The following is a 16,781-nucleotide window of genomic DNA, read 5'->3' on the forward strand; positions in this document are numbered from 1 at the left end:
TGGACGCATGGTTCCAGCTCGGCCCGGGTTCAGCTATAATCGGCGCCCTTTTTTGAATCACCTCGCAGGCGATTTCCCATGACCCAACAGGCCGCCGAAGTCGCGAAACGCCGCACTTTCGCCATCATTTCCCACCCGGACGCCGGTAAAACCACCATCACCGAGAAACTCTTGCTGATGGGCAAGGCCATTGCCGTGGCCGGTACCGTGAAGTCGCGCAAGTCCGACCGTCACGCCACGTCCGACTGGATGGAGATGGAGAAGCAGCGCGGCATCTCCATCACCACCTCGGTGATGCAGTTCCCGTATCGCGACCACATGGTCAACCTGCTCGATACCCCCGGTCACGAAGACTTCTCCGAAGACACCTACCGCACCCTGACCGCGGTGGACTCGGCGCTGATGGTGCTCGACGGCGGTAAGGGCGTAGAGCCGCGGACCATCGCCCTGATGGACGTGTGCCGCCTGCGCGACACGCCTATCGTCAGCTTCATCAACAAGCTGGACCGTGACATTCGCGACCCGATCGAGCTGCTCGACGAAATCGAGGCGGTGCTGAAGATCAAGGCAGCGCCTATCACCTGGCCGATCGGTTGCTACCGCGACTTCAAGGGCGTGTACCACCTGGCCGGCGACTACATCATCGTCTACACCCCCGGCCACGGCCACGAGCGCACCGAGACCAAGATCATCGAGAAGCTGGACTCCGATGAGGCGCGCGCGCACCTGGGTGACGAGTACGACCGTTTTGTCGACCAACTGGAGCTGGTGCAGGGCGCATGCCACACCTTCAACCAGGACGAGTTCATGAACGGCCAGATGACCCCGGTGTTCTTCGGCACCGCCCTGGGCAACTTTGGTGTCGACCACGTGCTCGACGCCGTTGTCGACTGGGCGCCGCGCCCGCTGGCCCGGGTGGCCCACGAGCGTACCGTGGAACCGGTGGAAGAGAAGTTCACCGGCTTCGTGTTCAAGATCCAGGCGAACATGGACCCCAAGCACCGCGACCGCATCGCGTTCATGCGCATCTGCTCGGGCAAGTACGAGAAAGGCATGAAGATGCGCCACGTGCGCACCGGCAAGGACCTGCGCATCGGCGACGCCCTGACGTTCTTCTCGTCCGAGCGTGAGCAGCTGGAAGAGGCGTTCGCCGGCGACATCATCGGCCTGCACAACCACGGCACCATCCAGATCGGCGACACCTTCAGCGAAGGCGAAGCCCTGGGCTTCACCGGTATCCCGCACTTCGCCCCGGAGCTGTTCCGCCGCGTACGCCTGCGTGACCCGCTGAAATCCAAGCAACTGCGCCAGGGCCTGCAGCAGCTGGCCGAAGAGGGCGCCACCCAGGTGTTCTTCCCCGAGCGCAGCAACGACATCATCCTCGGCGCCGTGGGCGTGCTGCAGTTCGACGTGGTGGCCAGCCGCCTGAAGGAAGAATACAAGGTGGAGTGCTCCTACGAGCCGATCACCGTGTGGTCGGCCCGTTGGGTTGATTGCGCCGACAAGAAGAAATTCGAGGAATTCAAGAACAAGGCCGTGGAAAACCTGGCGGTGGACGGCGGTGGTCACATGACCTACCTGGCGCCTACCCGGGTGAACCTGGCGCTGATGGAAGAGCGCTGGCCTGACGTGAAATTCCGCGCGACGCGCGAGCACCACTAAGCGAAAAAGGGCAGCCCACGGGCTGCCCTTTTTTTACACCCCGCAATGATTCCGGTAGGAGCCGCGCTTGCGCGCGATGAGGCCCCGCCTGGCACACCGCAGTGCCTGCATCGCGACCAAGGTCGGCTCCTACGGTGTGTGCGTCAATCCTCCAACGCGCGCACGCGCTCGCCGCGCTGCTGCGCCTTCGGCACTTCGCTGGCCTGCAGGGTGAAGTCGAAGTCGATCTCGGCGAACCGGCCGCTCACCCCATGTTTCTGCGCCTGCACCTGATCTTCACTGAAGCGGATCTCGGCCACCAATTCGTCGCGGGTGGCGTAGGCGAAATCGTCGTACAGGTATTTGTCGCCGGCCAGGTTGATCTGCGTGGTCAGGTGGCGATGGCCCGGTGCCGAGATGAAGAAGTGGATGTGCGCCGGCCGCTGGCCATGGCGGCCCAGCTGGTCGAGCAGTTGCTGGGTGGGGCCGTCGGGCGGGCAGCCGTAGCCCGAGGGCACGATGCTGCGGAAACGATAGCGGCCCTGGCCGTCGGCCTGGATGCGGCGGCGCAGGTTGAACTCGCTCTGCGACGGGTCGAAATACGAATAGGTGCCGCCGGTGTTGGCCTGCCACACATCGACGATGGCGCCGGGCACCGGCTGGCCGTCGACGTCTTTCACCTGGCCCTGCATGAACAGCACGGTGCCCGGGTCGCTACCGTCGTCCAGCCGCGCCTCGTACTGGCTCAGCGGCGCGCCGGCCACGTACAGTGGGCCTTCGATGGTGCGCGGGGTGCCGCCCAACTGGCCGGCGGCCTCGTCCTGGGCATCCAGCTGCAGGTCCATGTAGTGTTCCAGGCCCAGGCCGGCCACCACCAGCCCGGCCTCCTGGCGCGCGCCCAGCACGTTGAGGTAGTTCACCGCGGCCCAGAACTCTTCCGGGGTGACCTCCAGGTCCTCGATGATTTTCACCGAGTCCTTGAGCATGCGGTGGATCAGGGTTTTCACCCGTGGGTTGCCGGCGTCGTTGAACACGCCGCTGGCTTCTTTCAGGAACTGCTGTACCGGTTCGGTCTGCGAGATGTTGACAGTCATGGGTGTGGCCTCATCTTATATTTATTAGTCAGCGCGCCAGGGGCAGGCGCCTATCAGCGGTCGTCTTCGTGGATCGAGGAAGGGTGGCGGCACATGGCGTCCACCTCGATGGTCATGTAGGGGAACAGCGGCAGCTGCATCAGCGTGTCGTGCAGCTCTTGCACGCTGGCCACGTCGAACACGCTGTAGTTGGCGTAGGCCCCGGCGATGCGCCACAGGTGGCGCCATGTGCCTTCCTGTTGCAGGCGCTGGGCCAGCTCCTTCTCGTCGGCCTTCAGGCGCGTGGCCTTGGCCGGGTCCATGTCGAGGGGCAGGTTCACGGTCATCTTTACGTGGAACAGCATGGCAGTTCTCTCTCAGCTGTGGCTGTAGGCCTTGGTGGCTTTGTCGCGGCGGAAGAAGGCCACGCGCTCTTCGTCGAGTTCCAGGCCCAGGCCCGGGGTGCTGGGCACGTGCAGCTGGAAGTCCTTGTACACCGGTGGGGTGGCGAGGATGTCTTCGGTCAGCAGCAGTGGGCCGAACAGTTCTGTATCCCAGGCCATCTTCGGCAGGGTGATGAACGCGTGCGCCGAGGCCAGGGTGCCGATGCCGCCTTCGAGCATGGTGCCGCCGTACAGGCCAATGCCCGCGGCGTCGGCGATGGCGGCGGCGCGCAGGGCCGCGCGGGGGCCGCCGGTCTTGGCGATTTTCAGCGCGAAGATGGTGCCGGCGCCCAGGCGGGCCAGGTTGTAGGCATCTTCCACCGATTCGATGGCTTCGTCAGCCATGATCGGGATCGGGCTGCTGGCGCTCAGGCGGGCCAGGCCGACCTGGTTGTAGCGCGAAATCGGCTGCTCCACCAGGTCGATGCCGTTGTCGCCCAGCACCCGGCAGGCGCGCAGGGCCACGGCCTCGTCCCAGGCCTGGTTGACGTCTACGCGCACGCTGGCGCGGTCGCCCACGGCCTTCTTGATGGCGATGACGTGGGCCAGGTCCTTGTTCACCTCGCCGGCGCCGATCTTCAGCTTGAAGATGCGGTGGCGGCGCACGTCGAGCATCTGTTCCGCCTCGGCGATATCGCGGGCGGTATCGCCGCTGGCCAGGGTCCAGGCCACTGGCAGGCCGTCACGCAGGCGCCCACCCAGCAGCTCGCTCACCGCCAGGCCACGGCGCTTGCCCTGGGCGTCGAGCAGCGCGCTTTCAATGCCGGACTTGGCGAAGGTATTGCCACGCACGCTGCGCTCGATACGCTGCATGGCGGCGTTGATGTTGTCGGCGGGCTGACCGATCAGCAGCGGGGTGATGTGACTGTCGATGTTCACCTTGATGCTGTCGGGGCTTTCGTTGCCATAGCTTAGGCCGCCGATGGTGGTGGCCTCGCCAATGCCTTCCACGCCGTCGCTGCAGCGCAGGCGCAACAGCACCAGGGTCTGGTGCTGCATGGTGTGCATGGCCAGCTTGTGCGGGCGGATGGTTGGCAGATCGACAATGATCGTTTCGAGCGACTCGATCGTGGGATGACTCATTTCGATACCCGTCAGGTTATGTTCTTGTCTGACCCGATAGTGATACGGCGTTTTCTTGCAATCCAATATAGAATTGGTCTGGTCTGATACCTGCCAGGTATTGTCGCTGATGAGGTAAGCCGTGGAACTCAGGCATCTCCGCTATTTTCAGGTGCTGGCCCAGACCCTGAACTTCACCCGCGCCGCCGAGCGCCTGCACATCGCCCAGCCGCCGCTGAGCCGGCAGATCCAGCAGCTGGAGGACGAGTTGGGCGTCAGCCTGATCGAGCGCGCCCGGCCGCTGCGGCTGACCGAGGCGGGGCGGTACTTCTTCGAACACAGCAGCGCGCTGCTGCACCAGCTTGATACCCTGTGTGAAAACACCCGGCGCATCGGCCTGGGCCAGAAGACCTGGATGGGCATCGGCTTTGCGCCGTCGACGTTGTACGGCGTGCTGCCGGAGATGATCCGCCGCCTGCGCAGCGAAGACGCCGCGATCGAACTGGAGCTGGGCCTGTCGGAGATGACCACGGTGCAGCAGGTGGAGGCCCTGAAGGCCGGGCGCATTGACGTCGGCTTCGGCCGCATTCACATCGACGACCCGGCCATTACCCAGACCGTGCTGCGCGAAGACCGCCTGATCGCCGTGCTGCCCACCGGCCACCCGCTGTTGGGCCACACCGCCACCCTGGCCCAGCTGGCGCGCGAGCCGTTCGTGCTGTACCCCGGCAACCCGCGGCCCAGTTATGCCGACCACGTGCTGGCGCTGTTCGCGGCGCACGGCTTGGGCATCAAGGTGGCGCAGTGGACCAACGAACTGCAGACGGCCATCGGCCTGGTGGGGGCGGGTATTGGCATTACCCTGGTGCCGGAGTCGGTGCAGATTCTGCATCGGGATGATATTGGCTATAGCCCGTTGGCGGAGGCCAATGCGACCTCGCCGATTATTCTTAGCCGCAGGGTGGGGGATGTGTCGCCGGCGGTGGGGTATTGCCTGGAGGTGATCGCGCAGCTACGAAGTTGAGCCCGGCGCCGCCGGCGCCGTTGCGGTCGCCTGTGATCTGGCTTGTGATCTGCTGTTGATCTGCTGTTGATCTGGCTTTTGATCTTGATTGTATGCCCCGTAAAGCGCCCGGGCCGACTGGAGGCGTCGATCAACGGGCTGCCCGAAGGGCCGAGGCCGCAGGCCGAAGAGACGGTAACCCGCAGGCTTCTATAGCGGGTGCCGTCTGCCCGTTGAGCGACGCCGGAAGGAGGGGACCCGTAGCGCAGCGGAGGGCCCAAGCAGGGGCAAGCCTTTTTTGCTTACTTTTTGTGGCGTTTGACAAAAAGTGAGTCGGCGTAAGGCCGAAACGGTCGGTGGTATCCCCGCGAAAATGGATATATTCACCGATTCTGTATCCCGCTTCGGCGATTTCGAACATATCCATTTTCGTGGTGCGACCACCGACCGTTTCGCCCTTACGGCGAGTAACTTTTTGGCAGTCGCCCCCCGTGTCAGCCTACCTGTCACCTTTGTTGATTGACTCAATCATCCAAGGGGGCGAAGGTGCAAGGCAATGACGAAGCGTTATGACAATGACTTCAGAGACTGGGCGGTTCAGCAAATGATGCCGCCCCTGAACCGCTCCGTGGCAGAGCTCGCCGTCGCAATCGGCGTCACTCCACAGTCGCTTAGGAACTGGAGACAAATGGCTAGAGATAAAGGGTTGATCGTTCCTGGAAACAACAAGACCAGCGATCAATGGTCCAGCGCTGACAAGTTCAACGCTGTCATGGAGACCGCGCCGCTGAGCGAGGTCGAGCTTTCCCAGTACTGCCGGATCAAGGGTATTTTTCCCGAGCAGATCCAGCAATGGCGCCTGGCCTGTCAGAACGCCAACGCGGCGCTCGATGTTCAACCCAGCAAAAAGCAGACTGCCGATTCACGGCGAATCAAGGAGTTGGAGCGACAATTATCGCGCTCTGATGCCGGTCGCAAGGAGGCGGAGGCTTTGCTGGAACTCAGAAAAAAAGCCAATGCGATCTGGGGCAAGGACAAGGAAGGCTGATCAGCGCCCCCGATCGCATGCAGGCTCTGGTATTGATCGCTGCTGCCGTCGACGCCGGCGCACGCCGGTTTCGTGCTTGCAACGAGCTGGGATTGTGCCTTCGGACCGTGCAGCGTTGGCGTCACAGCGACGCCGACAAGCGTCAGACAGTCCCGCGCAAACCGCCGCCGAACAAGCTCAGCGAAGCCGAGCGCCAGGCTGTGATGGACGCGGCCAACCAGCCGGGTTATTCGAGCCTGACGCCGCATCAGATTGTGCCAAAGCTGGCGGACGAAGGGATTTACCTGGCCTCGGAGTCGACGTTTTACCGAGTATTGAAAGCGCACAACCAGCTCACGCGACGCGGCCGTGCAAAGGCCCCCAAGCGTCGCATCTTGACCACGCATCGGGCGGATGGCCCCAACCAGGTCTGGTGCTGGGATATCACCTGGTTGCCGAGCACGGTGAAGGGTCGTTTTTTCTACTGGTACATGGTCAAGGACATCTACAGCCGCAAGCTGGTGGCCAATGAAGTGCACGAATCCGAATGTGCGGAACATGCCTGTGTCTTGCTGGAAAAGGGCTGTTTACGCGAGCGTACGGCCGGTCGAGCGCTGGTGCTGCACTCGGACAACGGCCATGTGATGAAGGGCTCGTTGCTGCGCGAGAGCATGATTTCACTAGGTGTCGAGCCTTCGTTCAGCCGTCCGCGGGTGAGCAATGACAATGCCTATGCGGAGACGCTTTTCCGCACGGCCAAATACTGCCCGCAATGGCCTGAACGTCCCTTTGACAGCTTGCTTGAAGCGAGGCTGTGGGTGCAGAAATTTGTTGAATGGTACAACGAGGAACACCGCCATAGCGGCCTGAAGTACGTAACACCGAACGAGCGTCACGAAGGCTTGGCCCCCAAATTACTGGAGGCCCGAGATAGGTTGTATGCAGCTGCCCGGGAAAGGAACCCGGTTCGGTGGAGCCGGAACACGCGTAATTGGCAGCTTGCCGAGGCGGTGTATTTGAACCCGGAGCGGCCTGATGCCGGGGTTGCTATCGTGAGTTGAGGCAGGAATTAGGCGACAGGTACATTGACACGTACCGGTCGCCCCAAAAAGTCACCAAAAAGGGCTCGCCCCTGCTTGGGCCCTCCGCTGCGCTACGGGTCCCCTCCCTCCGGCGTCGCTCAAGCGGACGACGGCCCGGAATAGAAGCGCCTCCGGTTCCGTCTTCCACGGCTACGCCGTGGACCGCTTGATCAACGCCTCCAGTCGGCCCTGGCGCTTTACGGGGCCAAGATCAACGTCAAAAGCCAGATCAAGATCAAGATCAAGAGCCAGATCAAGGGCCAGATCACAAGCAGATCACAGGCTCGGGCGCGGCTTGTGGTGGGGGGCTTTAGCCCCCCGCGATCACCTTTGTCATTACTTTCGTGCGAATCACATCGATATCCGCCGGCATCGCCTCCAACGGGAACAACTTGCTCATGATGTCCTCGTCCGGGTACACCTTGTTATCCCCCCGCAACACCGGGTCGATCAGGGCATCGGCCTTTTCATTGCCGTTGGCGTAGTGCACGTAGTTGCTGATGCCGGCGATGACCTTGGGCTCCAGCAGGTAGTTCATGAAGGCGTAGGCGGCCTTGGGGTCGGGGGCGTCGGCGGGCATGGCGACCATGTCGAACCACAGCGGCGCGCCTTCGCGGGGCACCGAGTAGCCGATGTTCACGCCGTTTTTCGCCGCCTTGGCCTGGGTGGCGGCCTGCAGCACGTCGCCGGAATAGCCCACCACCACGCAGACCTTGCCGCTGGCCAGGTCGGCCATGTATTTCGCGGTGTCGAAGTACGCCACGTCGGGGCGGATTTTCAGCAGCGCGGCCTCGGCCTTGTCATAGTCCTCGGGCTTTTTGCTGTGGGGCGGCAGGCCCAGGTAGTTGAGGGTGATGGGCAGCAGCTCCGGGCCGCTGTCGACGAAGGCCACGCCGCAGGCCTTGAGCTTGTCGAGGTTTTGCGGCTTGAAGATCAGGTCCCAGGAGTCGGTGGGCGCGTTGTCGCCCAGGGCGGCCTTGACCTTGTCGATGTTGTAGCCGATGCCGGTGGTGCCCCACAGGTAGGGGAAGCCGTGGCGGTTGCCGGGGTCGTTGACCTCCAGCACCTTGAGCAGCACCGGGTTGAGGTTGTCCCAGTTGGGCAGCTTGCTGCGGTCCAGTTCCATCAGCGCGTTGGCCTGTACCTGGCGGGCCATGAAGTGGGTGGAGGGGAACACCACGTCGTAGCCGGAGTTGCGCGCCATCAGTTTGCTGTTCAGCAACTCGTTGCTGTCATACACCGCGTAGCTGGGCACGATGCCGGTCTTGGCCTGGAACTGCTTGAGGGTGTCGGGGGCAATGTATTCGGACCAGTTGTAGATCTTGACCGTCTCGGCCGCCTGGGTGGCGCCGGTGGCGAGCAGCAAGGTGGCAATCAGGGAACGCAGCATCAGGGCAAGCCTTGCGGGTGGGGGCGGGTACAGCATAAGCCACCTGGCGGCAGATGGCACATCACCCCCTTGTGGGAGCTGGCTTGCCAGCGAGATGTTGGGGCCCTAAAAGCTCGCTGGCAAGCCAGCTCCCACACAGGCAGGCGATGTAACAAGCTTGCGTTGTTTCATGTAGGCGGTGGGCGACAGCCCGGTGTGCTGGCGGAAGCACTTGTAGAACGCCGACAGCGAGTTGAACCCGGCGGCGAAGGCCAGGGTGTCGATGCGCGCCTCGGGGTTGGTTTCCAGGGCCTGCAGCAGGTGCTTGAGGCGCGCCTGGTTGACGTAGGCGTAGAAGGTCTGGCCCAGCACCTGGTTGAGCAGGTAGGACATCTGGTTGCGGCTGTAGCCGCACACGCGGGCCACTTCCTGCAGGTCCAGTTCGGGGTCCAGGTAGGGCTGGCGCTGGTCGAAGTACTGCTGCAGGTCGTCGGCCATGATGCCCAGCTGGCGGGGGGACAGGCCCAGGCGCGAGGTGGCCGGGCGTGGTGCGTCGGCCGTGGGTTCGCGCACCAGGGCGGCGTATTCGTTGATGCGCCAGATCAGCCCGTCGCGCACGGTGATGGCTTCACTGGCGTGGAACGACACCAGTTGGGCGCCGCCGCGCAGGGTCAGGGTGTACTGGATGAAGGCGGTGTCGCCGTCCACGCGGATGCGGTCGCTGTGTTCCAGCGCCTCGTCGGCGTTGCGCGGCATGTTCGCCTGCACGTAGTCGCGCAGCTCGGCCAGGGCCAGGGTGCGGTTCTGGAAGAAATCGTGGTACTGGATAGCCGGGTGGTACAGCGCCATGACGCCGTCCAGGTCGCGGTGCTTCCAGCACAGGTGGTAGCGGGTGACGGTGGTGAGGGTGTCGGTTGGCATGCAGGCACCGGTGGTGGATGCGGACGCGGCCTGCGGCCACTGCTACGAACCCGTAGCAGCGGCCGCAGGCCGCGTCATGGCATCAGTTCAGGAACTGCTCCGCATAGTGGCAGGCCACCTGGCGGGTATCAACCTGGCGCAGCTCCGGTATTTCCATGGCGCAGCGCTCGGTGGCGTACGGGCAGCGCTTGTGGAAGGCGCAGCCCGACGGCGGGTTCAGCGGGTTGGGCAGCTCGCCGACGATCTTGATCTTCGGCTTGGCCGGGTCCGGCTTGATGGTCGGGGTGGCCGACAGCAGCGCCTGGGTGTAGGGGTGCAGCGGGCGCTTGTAGATGTCCTCCTTGGGGCCCATTTCCGCCGGGCGGCCCAGGTACATCACCAGCACGTCATCGGCCACGTGGCGCACCACCGCCAGGTTGTGCGAGATGAACACGTAGGCGGTGTTGAACTGCTGCTGCAGGTCCATGAACAGGTTCAGCACCTGCGCCTGGATCGACACGTCCAGCGCCGAGGTCGGCTCGTCCGCCACCAGCACCTTGGGTTGCAGCATCATGGCGCGGGCCAGGGCGATACGCTGGCGCTGGCCACCGGAGAACATGTGCGGGTAGCGCTGGTAATGCTCGGGGCGCAGGCCCACCTGCTGCATCATCGCCTGCACTTTCTCGCGGCGCTCGGCCTTGCTCAGGCTGGTGTTGATCAGCAGCGGTTCGCCCAGCTGGTCGCCGATTTTCTGCCGCGGGTTGAGCGAGGCGTAGGGGCTCTGGAACACCATCTGCACGTCCTTGCGCAGTTGCTTGCGCTCGGCCTTGCTGGCGCCATGCACCTCCTGGCCGGCAATTTTCAGCGAGCCCGAGGACGGTTCCTCGATTAGCGTCAGCGCGCGGGCCAGGGTGGACTTGCCACAGCCCGACTCGCCGACCACGGCCAGGGTCTTGCCGGCTTCAAGCTCGAACGACACGCCGTTGAGGGCGCGCACCAGGGCATGGCCCTTGAACAGGCCGCGGGAGACTTCGTAGTGACGGGTGAGGTCGCGGGCAGTAAGTACGACGGCCATCAAGCCACCTCCTGGTTCAGCGGGTAGAAGCAACGGGCCAGGCTATGGGCCTTGGGGTCCAGCGCCGGGCGCTGGGTGCGGCAGTTGTCCTGGGCGTAGGGGCAGCGTGGTGACAGCAGGCAGCCCTGCGGGCGGTCATAGCGGCCGGGGACGATGCCGGGCAGGGTGGCCAGGCGCTCGGCGCCTTCGCTGTGCTCGGGAATGGCCGCCAGCAGCGCTTCGCTGTAGGGGTGCGCGGGAATGTCGAACAGCTGCGGCACCTGGCCCACTTCCACGGCTTGGCCGGCGTACATCACGCACACCCGCTGGGCCGTTTCGGCCACCACGGCGAGGTCGTGGGTAATCAGGATCAGCGCCATGTTCTGCTCTTTCTGCAGGTTGAGCAGCAGCTCCATGATCTGCGCCTGGATGGTCACGTCCAGGGCGGTGGTGGGTTCGTCGGCGATCAGCAGTTTCGGCTCGCCGGCGATGGCCATGGCAATGGCCACGCGCTGGCTCATGCCGCCGGACAGCTGGTGCGGGTAGGCGTCCAGGCGGCTTTCGGCGCCAGGGATCTCGACCTTCTTCAGCAGTTCAAGGGCACGCTGGCGCGCCTGCTTGTTGTTCATGCCCAAGTGCTGGCGCAGCACTTCCTGGATCTGGAAGCCCACGGTGTAGCTGGGGTTCAGCGCGGTCATGGGGTCCTGGAAGATCATTGCCAGGTCCTTGCCCACCACCTGCCGGCGTTGGCGCGCGCTGAGCTTGAGCATGTCGCGGCCGTCGAAATTCAGCGCGTCGGCGGTGATGATGCCAGGGTGATCGATCAGGCCCATCAGCGCCATCATGGTCACGGATTTGCCCGAGCCCGATTCGCCGACGATCGCCAGCACTTCACCCTTGTCCACCGACAGGTCGAGCCCATCGACCACCGGCACGGCCTTGGCATCGCCAAAGCGCACGTTCAGATTCTTGATATGCAACAGTGACATGGTCGTTTCCTCAGGCGGCATTCTTGAGTTTGGGGTCCAGCGCATCGCGCAGCCCGTCGCCCATCAGGTTGATTGCCAGCACGCTGAGCAAAATGGTCAAGCCAGGCAGGCTCACCACCCACCAGGCACGTTCGATGTAGTCGCGGGCCGAGGCCAGCATGGTGCCCCACTCGGGGGTCGGCGGTTGCACGCCCAGGCCCAGGAAGCCCAGCGCCGCGGCGTCGAGGATGGCCGAGCTGAAGCTCAGGGTGGCCTGCACGATCAGCGGCGCCATGCAGTTGGGCAGCACGGTGACGAACATCAGGCGCAGCAGGCCGGCACCGGCCAGGCGCGCGGCGGTGACGTAGTCGCGGTTCAGCTCGCCCATCACTGCGGCGCGGGTCAAACGCACGTACGAAGGCAGCGAGACCACGGCAATGGCGATCACGGTGTTGATCAGGCCAGGGCCGAGGATGGCGACGATGGCCACGGCCAGCAGCAGCGAGGGCAGGGCCAGCATCACGTCCATCAGGCGCATGATGGTGGGGCCCATGATGCGCGGGAAGAAGCCCGCCAGCAGGCCCATGATGATGCCCGGGATCAGCGACATCACCACCGACGACAGGCCGATCAGCAGCGACAGGCGCGAGCCGTGGATCAGCCGCGACAGCAGGTCACGGCCCAGCTCGTCGGTGCCCAGCAGGTATTGCCATTGGCCGCCGGCCAGCCACACGGGCGGGGTCAGCAGCGCGTCGCGGAACTGCTCACTGGGGTCATGGGGCGCCACCCACGGCGCGAAGATCGCGCAGAAGATGATCAGCAGCATGAACGCCAGGCCGGCGACGGCGCCCTTGTTCTTGGCGAACGCCTGCCAGAACTCTTTGTAGGGCGAGGGGTACAGCAGGCTTTGGTCAACGGTGACCGCGGTGTTTTCAGTAGTCATTGTCCGGGCCTCAGCGCTGGTGACGGATGCGTGGGTTGGCCAGGCCGTAGAGGATATCCACGACGAAGTTGACCAGGATCACCAGGCAGGCGATCAACAGGATGCCGTTCTGCACCACCGGGTAGTCGCGGGCGCCGATGGCTTCGATCAGCCACTTGCCGATGCCTGGCCACGAGAAGATGGTCTCGGTCAGCACGGCGCCGGCCAGCAGGGTGCCCACTTGCAGGCCGAACACGGTCAGCACCGGGATCAGCGCGTTGCGCAGGCCGTGCACGAACACCACGCGGGCGGGCGACAGGCCCTTGGCGCGGGCGGTGCGCACGTAGTCCTCGCGCAGCACTTCAAGCATGGACGAGCGGGTCATGCGCGCGATCACCGCCAGCGGGATGGTGCCCAGCACGATGGCCGGCAGGATCAGGTGGCGCAGGGCGTCGACGAACGAGCCCGGCTCGTCGCTGAGCAGGGTGTCGATGAGCATGAAGCCGGTCTTGGGCTCGATGTCATACAGCAGGTCGATGCGCCCGGACACCGGCGTCCAGCCCAGGCTCACCGAGAAGAACATGATGAGGATCAGGCCCCACCAGAAGATGGGCATGGAGTAGCCGGCCAGGGAGATGCCCATCACCCCATGGTCGAACAGTGACCCGCGCTTGAGCGCGGCGATCACCCCCGCCAGCAGCCCGAGGATGCCGGCGAAGATCAGCGCGGCGATCGACAGCTCCAGGGTGGCAGGGAACAGTTGCAGGAATTCGTGCCAGACGCTTTCGCGGGTACGCAGCGATTCGCCCAGGTTGCCATGCGCCAGGTTGCCGATGTAGTCCAGGTACTGGGCATAGAGGGGTTTGTTCAGGCCCAGGCGCTCCATCGCCTGGGCATGCATTTCAGGGTCGACGCGCCGTTCGCCCATCATCACTTCCACGGGGTCGCCCGGTATCAGGCGTATCAGTGCGAATGTCAGCAACGTGATGCCGAAGAAGGTGGGGATCAACAACCCCACGCGGCGGGCTATAAAACTAAACATCTTGAGTGGTACCTCGTCAGCCGGTTAGGCAGTTCCCGCCCACTACCCGGTTGGGGTGCGGGCGGGCGTTCTTCTTGTTACTTCACCAGGGTGGTAGCGAAGTTGTTATTGGTCAGGGGGCTAATGTGATAACCCTCGACGTTCTTGCGCACGGCGGTAAACAAGCGGGGGTAGGCCAGGCTCAGCCAGGGAATGTCCTTGGCAAAAATAGCCTGGGCCTGCTTGTAGGCCTGCTCGCGCTCGGCCGGGTCGCTGCTGGCACGTGCCTTGGCGAGGAACCCGTCGAACTCCTTGTTGCACCAGCGCGCGGCGTTCTCGCCGCTTGTGGCTGCGTCGCAGCTCAGGTTGGGGCTGAGGAAATTATCCGGGTCGCCGTTGTCGCCGGCCCAGCCGTAGAACGCCAGGTCATGTTCGCCCTGTTTGATACGCTTGACCATTTCCCCCCATTCGAACACACGAATATCGAGGTTGAGGCCGATCTTGGCAAGGTCTGCCTGCAATAACTGGGCCGCCAGGGTCGGGTTGGGGTTGGTGGGGCCGCCGCCGTTGCGGGCGAACACGGTGAAGCGGGTGCCTGGCGGCACCCCGGCTTCCTTGAGCAGGGCGCGGGCCTTGTCCAGGTCGTGGGGCAGGTCGCTGATGCTCTTGTCGAAGCCCAGCAGGGTCGGCGGGTACGGGCCGGTGCCGGGGGTGGCGTTGCCCTCGCCGAACAGGGTCTTGACCAGGGTGGGCTTGTCCAGGGCCATGGCGATGGCCTGGCGCACGCGAATGTCGCCCAGGTATTTGTGCGAGGTGTTGATGGCCACGTAGCTGGTCATCAGCGCTTCCATCTCGTCCACCCGCAGGTTGGGGTCGGCCTTCATGCCGGGGATGTCGTCAGGCTTGGGGTACACCGCGATCTGGCATTCGTTGGCGCGCAGTTTCTGCAGGCGCACGTTGCTGTCGGTGGTGATGGCGAACACCAGCGCTTCGCTGGGGGGCACGCCCTTGTAGTAGTCGGGGTTGGCCTTGTAGCGGATCATCGCATCCTTGTTGTAGCGCGTGAGGATGAACGGCCCGGTGCCGATGGGCTTGCTGTTGATGTCGCCGGTCTTGCCGGCCTTCAGCAGCTGGTCGCCGTATTCGGCGGAGTAGATCGACGCGAAGCCCATGGCCATGTCCCGCAGGAAAGGTGACTCGGGACGCTTGAGGTTGAAACGAACAGTGTAGTCGTCAACCTTGTCGATGCTGTCGATCAGGTCTTTCATGCCCATGGCTTCGAAGTAGGGGAAGCCCATGGGCGCCTTGTCGTGCCAGGGATGCTTGGGGTCGAGCTGGCGCTCGAAGCTCCACAGCACGTCATCGGCGTTGAATTCGCGGGTTGGCTTGAAGTAGTCGGTGGTCTGGAACTTCACGCCGTGGCGCAGGTGAAAGGTGTAGGTCTTGCCGTCGGCGCTGATGTCCCAGCTCTGCGCCAGGTCGGGCTCGACGTCGGTGGTGCCGGGCTTGAAGCTGGCCAGGCGGTTGAAGAGGGTTTCCGCTGACGCGTCGGCCGTGGTGGCCGCCGTGTACTGGACGATGTCGAACCCTTCCGGGCTGGCCTCGGTACACACCACCAGGGGCTTGGCGGAAATGCCGACGGCAACGCTGAACAGTGCTGCCGCGATTGCGGCTCGAAGGGGTAGCGCTTTCATGTGGTCCCTCTGTGATCAATAGCCAGATTAGCCTGCGGCGGTGGATCGCACCGCGCGCAGGCCAGGTCGGTTACAGGATGTTGAACGGAATCGTGGTAACGATCCGCAGTTCGTCCAGGCTGCCATCAGCCTGGTTGGCACTGGCGCGGTGGGCGGTGTAGGTCGCCCGCACGCTGGTGTCTTTCAGGGCGCCACTCTGAATCACGTAGGAGGTGCCCACGCCGTATTCATAGTGGTGTTCGCCGTCCATGTTCTTCACGTCATAGGCGGTGCCGGTGTAGTGGGTGCCGTCGATGCCCCAGCCGCGGGCGCTGTAGACGTTGAACTTGAGCCCCGGCACGCCGTACTGGGCCATGTTCAGGCCGTAGGCCACCTGGAAGGATTTCTCGTTCGGGCCGTTGAAGTCCGACAGCAGGGAGTTGGCCAGGAAGATGCCGTTGGTTTCGTGCAGGTAGTCGAAGTACTCGTTGCCGTTGATCTGCTGGTAGGCGAAGGTCAGGCTGTGGGCCTGGTGGGTGGCGGTCAGCGACAGGCTGCCGGCCTGGTTGTCGATCTCGCCCATCTTGCGGGCGCCGGTGTCGCGGGTCTTGTAGTAGTTCAGGCCAGTGGTCAGGCTGACCACGGCGCTGTCACCCAGCACGTGGGTGCCGCCGAAGTAGTACTGGTTCCAGAAGTCTTCGACCTGGGTGGCGAACAGCGTGGTGGTGACGCTTTCGAACGGCTGGTAGTTGACGCCCGCGGTGGTCACCCGGTCGGTTTCCACGCCGGTGGCGCTGTACTCGCTGCGGAACTTGCTCAGGCTCTGCTCGGTACGTGGCGACACGCGGTCGAAGGTGCCGGCCTGGAACGACAGGTTGTTGAACTCCTTGCTGTCGATGCTCACGCCTTCGAAGCTGGAGGGCAGGGCACGGTTGCCGATGGTGGCGACCATGGGCGTGTCCATGGCCTGGCGGCCCAGGGTCAGGGTGGTGTTGGACACCCGCGCCTTGACGTTGCCCAGGCCCAGCTTGCTCCATTGGCCGATGGTGTCGCCGTCGCTGTCCGCCAGGGTGCGGTTGTTCGAGCCGCCGTTGCGCGCGCTGCCGCGCTCCAGCGCCACCACGTTGTACAGCGCCGCTTCCACGCCGAAGCCGACCGTGCCCTGGGTGAAGCCCGAGGTGTAGTCGACCGTGGTGCTCTGCAGCCAGTTGGTGCGGTTGTTCATGGGCTCCCGGGTGCCGTTCTTGGCGTGGCTGAACAGCGGCCCGCGCTTGGACTGTTCGCGGGCGTACCAGTTGCGCGTCCAGCCCGACAGGCTCTGGTCCTCGACAAAGCCCTTGGCGTCGGCCTGGGCGCTGCTGTCCTTGAGCGTGGTGGGGGTGAACGCCTGGCTGGCGTCATCGGCATTGGCCAGGGCGGACAGGCCGCCGATGGACAGGGCCAGCAGTGTTTTTCTTGTAATGTTCATGGGTGAAGCTCCTTGGTTTTTTCTTTTTTTTATGCCGGGCACATTCGGGTGCTCGGTCAACTTTGGGTACAACTG

Annotated in this window: 14 protein-coding genes; 3 read left to right on the forward strand and 11 right to left on the reverse strand. The window is 64.0% G+C overall.

Features of this window, described 5'->3' with window-relative positions; all coding sequences use genetic code 11:
* The first annotated feature begins 78 nt into the window (after positions 1-78).
* The gene (locus RAM80_RS21645) at positions 79-1,662 is read left to right on the forward strand and encodes a peptide chain release factor 3 (RefSeq protein WP_416422466.1); all 1,584 of its coding nucleotides are present in this window, start codon (positions 79-81) and stop codon (positions 1,660-1,662) included.
* A gap of 143 nt (positions 1,663-1,805) precedes the next feature.
* On the opposite strand, the gene catA is transcribed toward RAM80_RS21645, so the two are convergent.
* From catA to RAM80_RS21660, 3 genes are read right to left on the reverse strand one after another with little or no spacing between them, the layout of a single operon-like run.
* Positions 1,806-2,735: a catechol 1,2-dioxygenase gene (catA, locus tag RAM80_RS21650; protein ID WP_416422467.1), complete on the reverse strand. Its 930-nt coding sequence runs from the start codon at positions 2,733-2,735 to the stop codon at positions 1,806-1,808.
* 53 nt (positions 2,736-2,788) lie between these two features.
* The gene (gene catC, locus RAM80_RS21655) at positions 2,789-3,079 is read right to left on the reverse strand and encodes a muconolactone Delta-isomerase (RefSeq protein WP_416422468.1); all 291 of its coding nucleotides are present in this window, start codon (positions 3,077-3,079) and stop codon (positions 2,789-2,791) included.
* 12 nt (positions 3,080-3,091) lie between these two features.
* Positions 3,092-4,240, reverse strand: a complete 1,149-nt coding sequence (locus tag RAM80_RS21660; protein WP_416422469.1) for a muconate cycloisomerase family protein — start codon at positions 4,238-4,240, stop codon at positions 3,092-3,094.
* 121 nt (positions 4,241-4,361) lie between these two features.
* Here RAM80_RS21660 and RAM80_RS21665 point away from each other — a divergent pair, with 121 nt between their 5' ends.
* Entirely contained in the window at positions 4,362-5,243 is an 882-nt protein-coding gene (locus RAM80_RS21665) for a LysR family transcriptional regulator (RefSeq protein ID WP_416422470.1), read from the forward strand.
* Positions 5,244-5,778: 535 nt separating this feature from the next.
* Positions 5,779-7,310 (forward strand): IS3 family transposase gene (locus RAM80_RS21670; protein ID WP_416422263.1). Its coding sequence is split into 2 segments (ribosomal slippage): positions 5,779-6,220 and positions 6,220-7,310, totalling 1,533 coding nucleotides; the frame shifts between segments, so codons are not numbered across the junction.
* A 331-nt stretch (positions 7,311-7,641) separates the two neighbouring features.
* Here the strand turns inward: RAM80_RS21670 and RAM80_RS21675 are convergent.
* The 8 genes from RAM80_RS21675 to RAM80_RS21710 form a co-directional block, all read right to left on the reverse strand.
* The gene (locus RAM80_RS21675; protein ID WP_416422471.1) at positions 7,642-8,721 is read right to left on the reverse strand and encodes a polyamine ABC transporter substrate-binding protein; all 1,080 of its coding nucleotides are present in this window, start codon (positions 8,719-8,721) and stop codon (positions 7,642-7,644) included.
* 105 nt (positions 8,722-8,826) lie between these two features.
* A complete protein-coding gene (locus RAM80_RS21680) occupies positions 8,827-9,621 on the reverse strand; it encodes a helix-turn-helix domain-containing protein (protein ID WP_416422472.1) in 795 nt (264 codons plus the stop codon).
* An 82-nt stretch (positions 9,622-9,703) separates the two neighbouring features.
* Positions 9,704-10,675, reverse strand: a complete 972-nt coding sequence (locus RAM80_RS21685; protein ID WP_416422473.1) for a peptide ABC transporter ATP-binding protein — start codon at positions 10,673-10,675, stop codon at positions 9,704-9,706.
* Positions 10,675-11,643 (reverse strand): ABC transporter ATP-binding protein, encoded by a 969-nt coding sequence (locus tag RAM80_RS21690; protein ID WP_416422474.1) that lies wholly within the window; start codon positions 11,641-11,643, stop codon positions 10,675-10,677. The genes RAM80_RS21685 and RAM80_RS21690 overlap by 1 nt, the downstream gene beginning before the upstream one ends.
* A gap of 10 nt (positions 11,644-11,653) precedes the next feature.
* Complete coding sequence (locus tag RAM80_RS21695) at positions 11,654-12,565, reverse strand: ABC transporter permease subunit (protein ID WP_416422475.1); 912 nt, start codon at positions 12,563-12,565, stop codon at positions 11,654-11,656.
* 10 nt (positions 12,566-12,575) lie between these two features.
* Positions 12,576-13,586 carry an ABC transporter permease subunit gene (locus RAM80_RS21700; protein WP_416422476.1) on the reverse strand — a complete coding sequence of 337 codons (1,011 nt, stop codon included), beginning with the start codon at positions 13,584-13,586 and terminating at the stop codon, positions 12,576-12,578.
* 77 nt (positions 13,587-13,663) lie between these two features.
* The gene (locus tag RAM80_RS21705) at positions 13,664-15,259 is read right to left on the reverse strand and encodes an ABC transporter substrate-binding protein (RefSeq protein WP_416422477.1); all 1,596 of its coding nucleotides are present in this window, start codon (positions 15,257-15,259) and stop codon (positions 13,664-13,666) included.
* 70 nt (positions 15,260-15,329) lie between these two features.
* Positions 15,330-16,706, reverse strand: a complete 1,377-nt coding sequence (locus RAM80_RS21710; RefSeq protein ID WP_416422478.1) for an OprD family porin — start codon at positions 16,704-16,706, stop codon at positions 15,330-15,332.
* Positions 16,707-16,781 lie beyond the last annotated feature (75 nt).

The organism is Pseudomonas sp. App30 (assembly GCF_047947025.1).
In the GTDB taxonomy this organism is placed as follows: domain Bacteria; phylum Pseudomonadota; class Gammaproteobacteria; order Pseudomonadales; family Pseudomonadaceae; genus Aquipseudomonas.

Bases quoted from the DNA above. Each gene is read 5' to 3' on its own strand.
- RAM80_RS21645 (WP_416422466.1), top strand. From the start codon at position 79: ATGACCCAACAGGCCGCCGAAGTCGCGAAACGCCGCACTTTCGCCATC.
- catA (WP_416422467.1), bottom strand. From the start codon at position 2,735: ATGACTGTCAACATCTCGCAGACCGAACCGGTACAGCAGTTCCTGAAA.
- catC (WP_416422468.1), bottom strand. From the start codon at position 3,079: ATGCTGTTCCACGTAAAGATGACCGTGAACCTGCCCCTCGACATGGAC.
- RAM80_RS21660 (WP_416422469.1), bottom strand. From the start codon at position 4,240: ATGAGTCATCCCACGATCGAGTCGCTCGAAACGATCATTGTCGATCTG.
- RAM80_RS21675 (WP_416422471.1), bottom strand. From the start codon at position 8,721: ATGCTGCGTTCCCTGATTGCCACCTTGCTGCTCGCCACCGGCGCCACC.
- RAM80_RS21680 (WP_416422472.1), bottom strand. From the start codon at position 9,621: ATGCCAACCGACACCCTCACCACCGTCACCCGCTACCACCTGTGCTGG.
- RAM80_RS21685 (WP_416422473.1), bottom strand. From the start codon at position 10,675: ATGGCCGTCGTACTTACTGCCCGCGACCTCACCCGTCACTACGAAGTC.
- RAM80_RS21690 (WP_416422474.1), bottom strand. From the start codon at position 11,643: ATGTCACTGTTGCATATCAAGAATCTGAACGTGCGCTTTGGCGATGCC.
- RAM80_RS21695 (WP_416422475.1), bottom strand. From the start codon at position 12,565: ATGACTACTGAAAACACCGCGGTCACCGTTGACCAAAGCCTGCTGTAC.
- RAM80_RS21700 (WP_416422476.1), bottom strand. From the start codon at position 13,586: ATGTTTAGTTTTATAGCCCGCCGCGTGGGGTTGTTGATCCCCACCTTC.
- RAM80_RS21705 (WP_416422477.1), bottom strand. From the start codon at position 15,259: ATGAAAGCGCTACCCCTTCGAGCCGCAATCGCGGCAGCACTGTTCAGC.
- RAM80_RS21710 (WP_416422478.1), bottom strand. From the start codon at position 16,706: ATGAACATTACAAGAAAAACACTGCTGGCCCTGTCCATCGGCGGCCTG.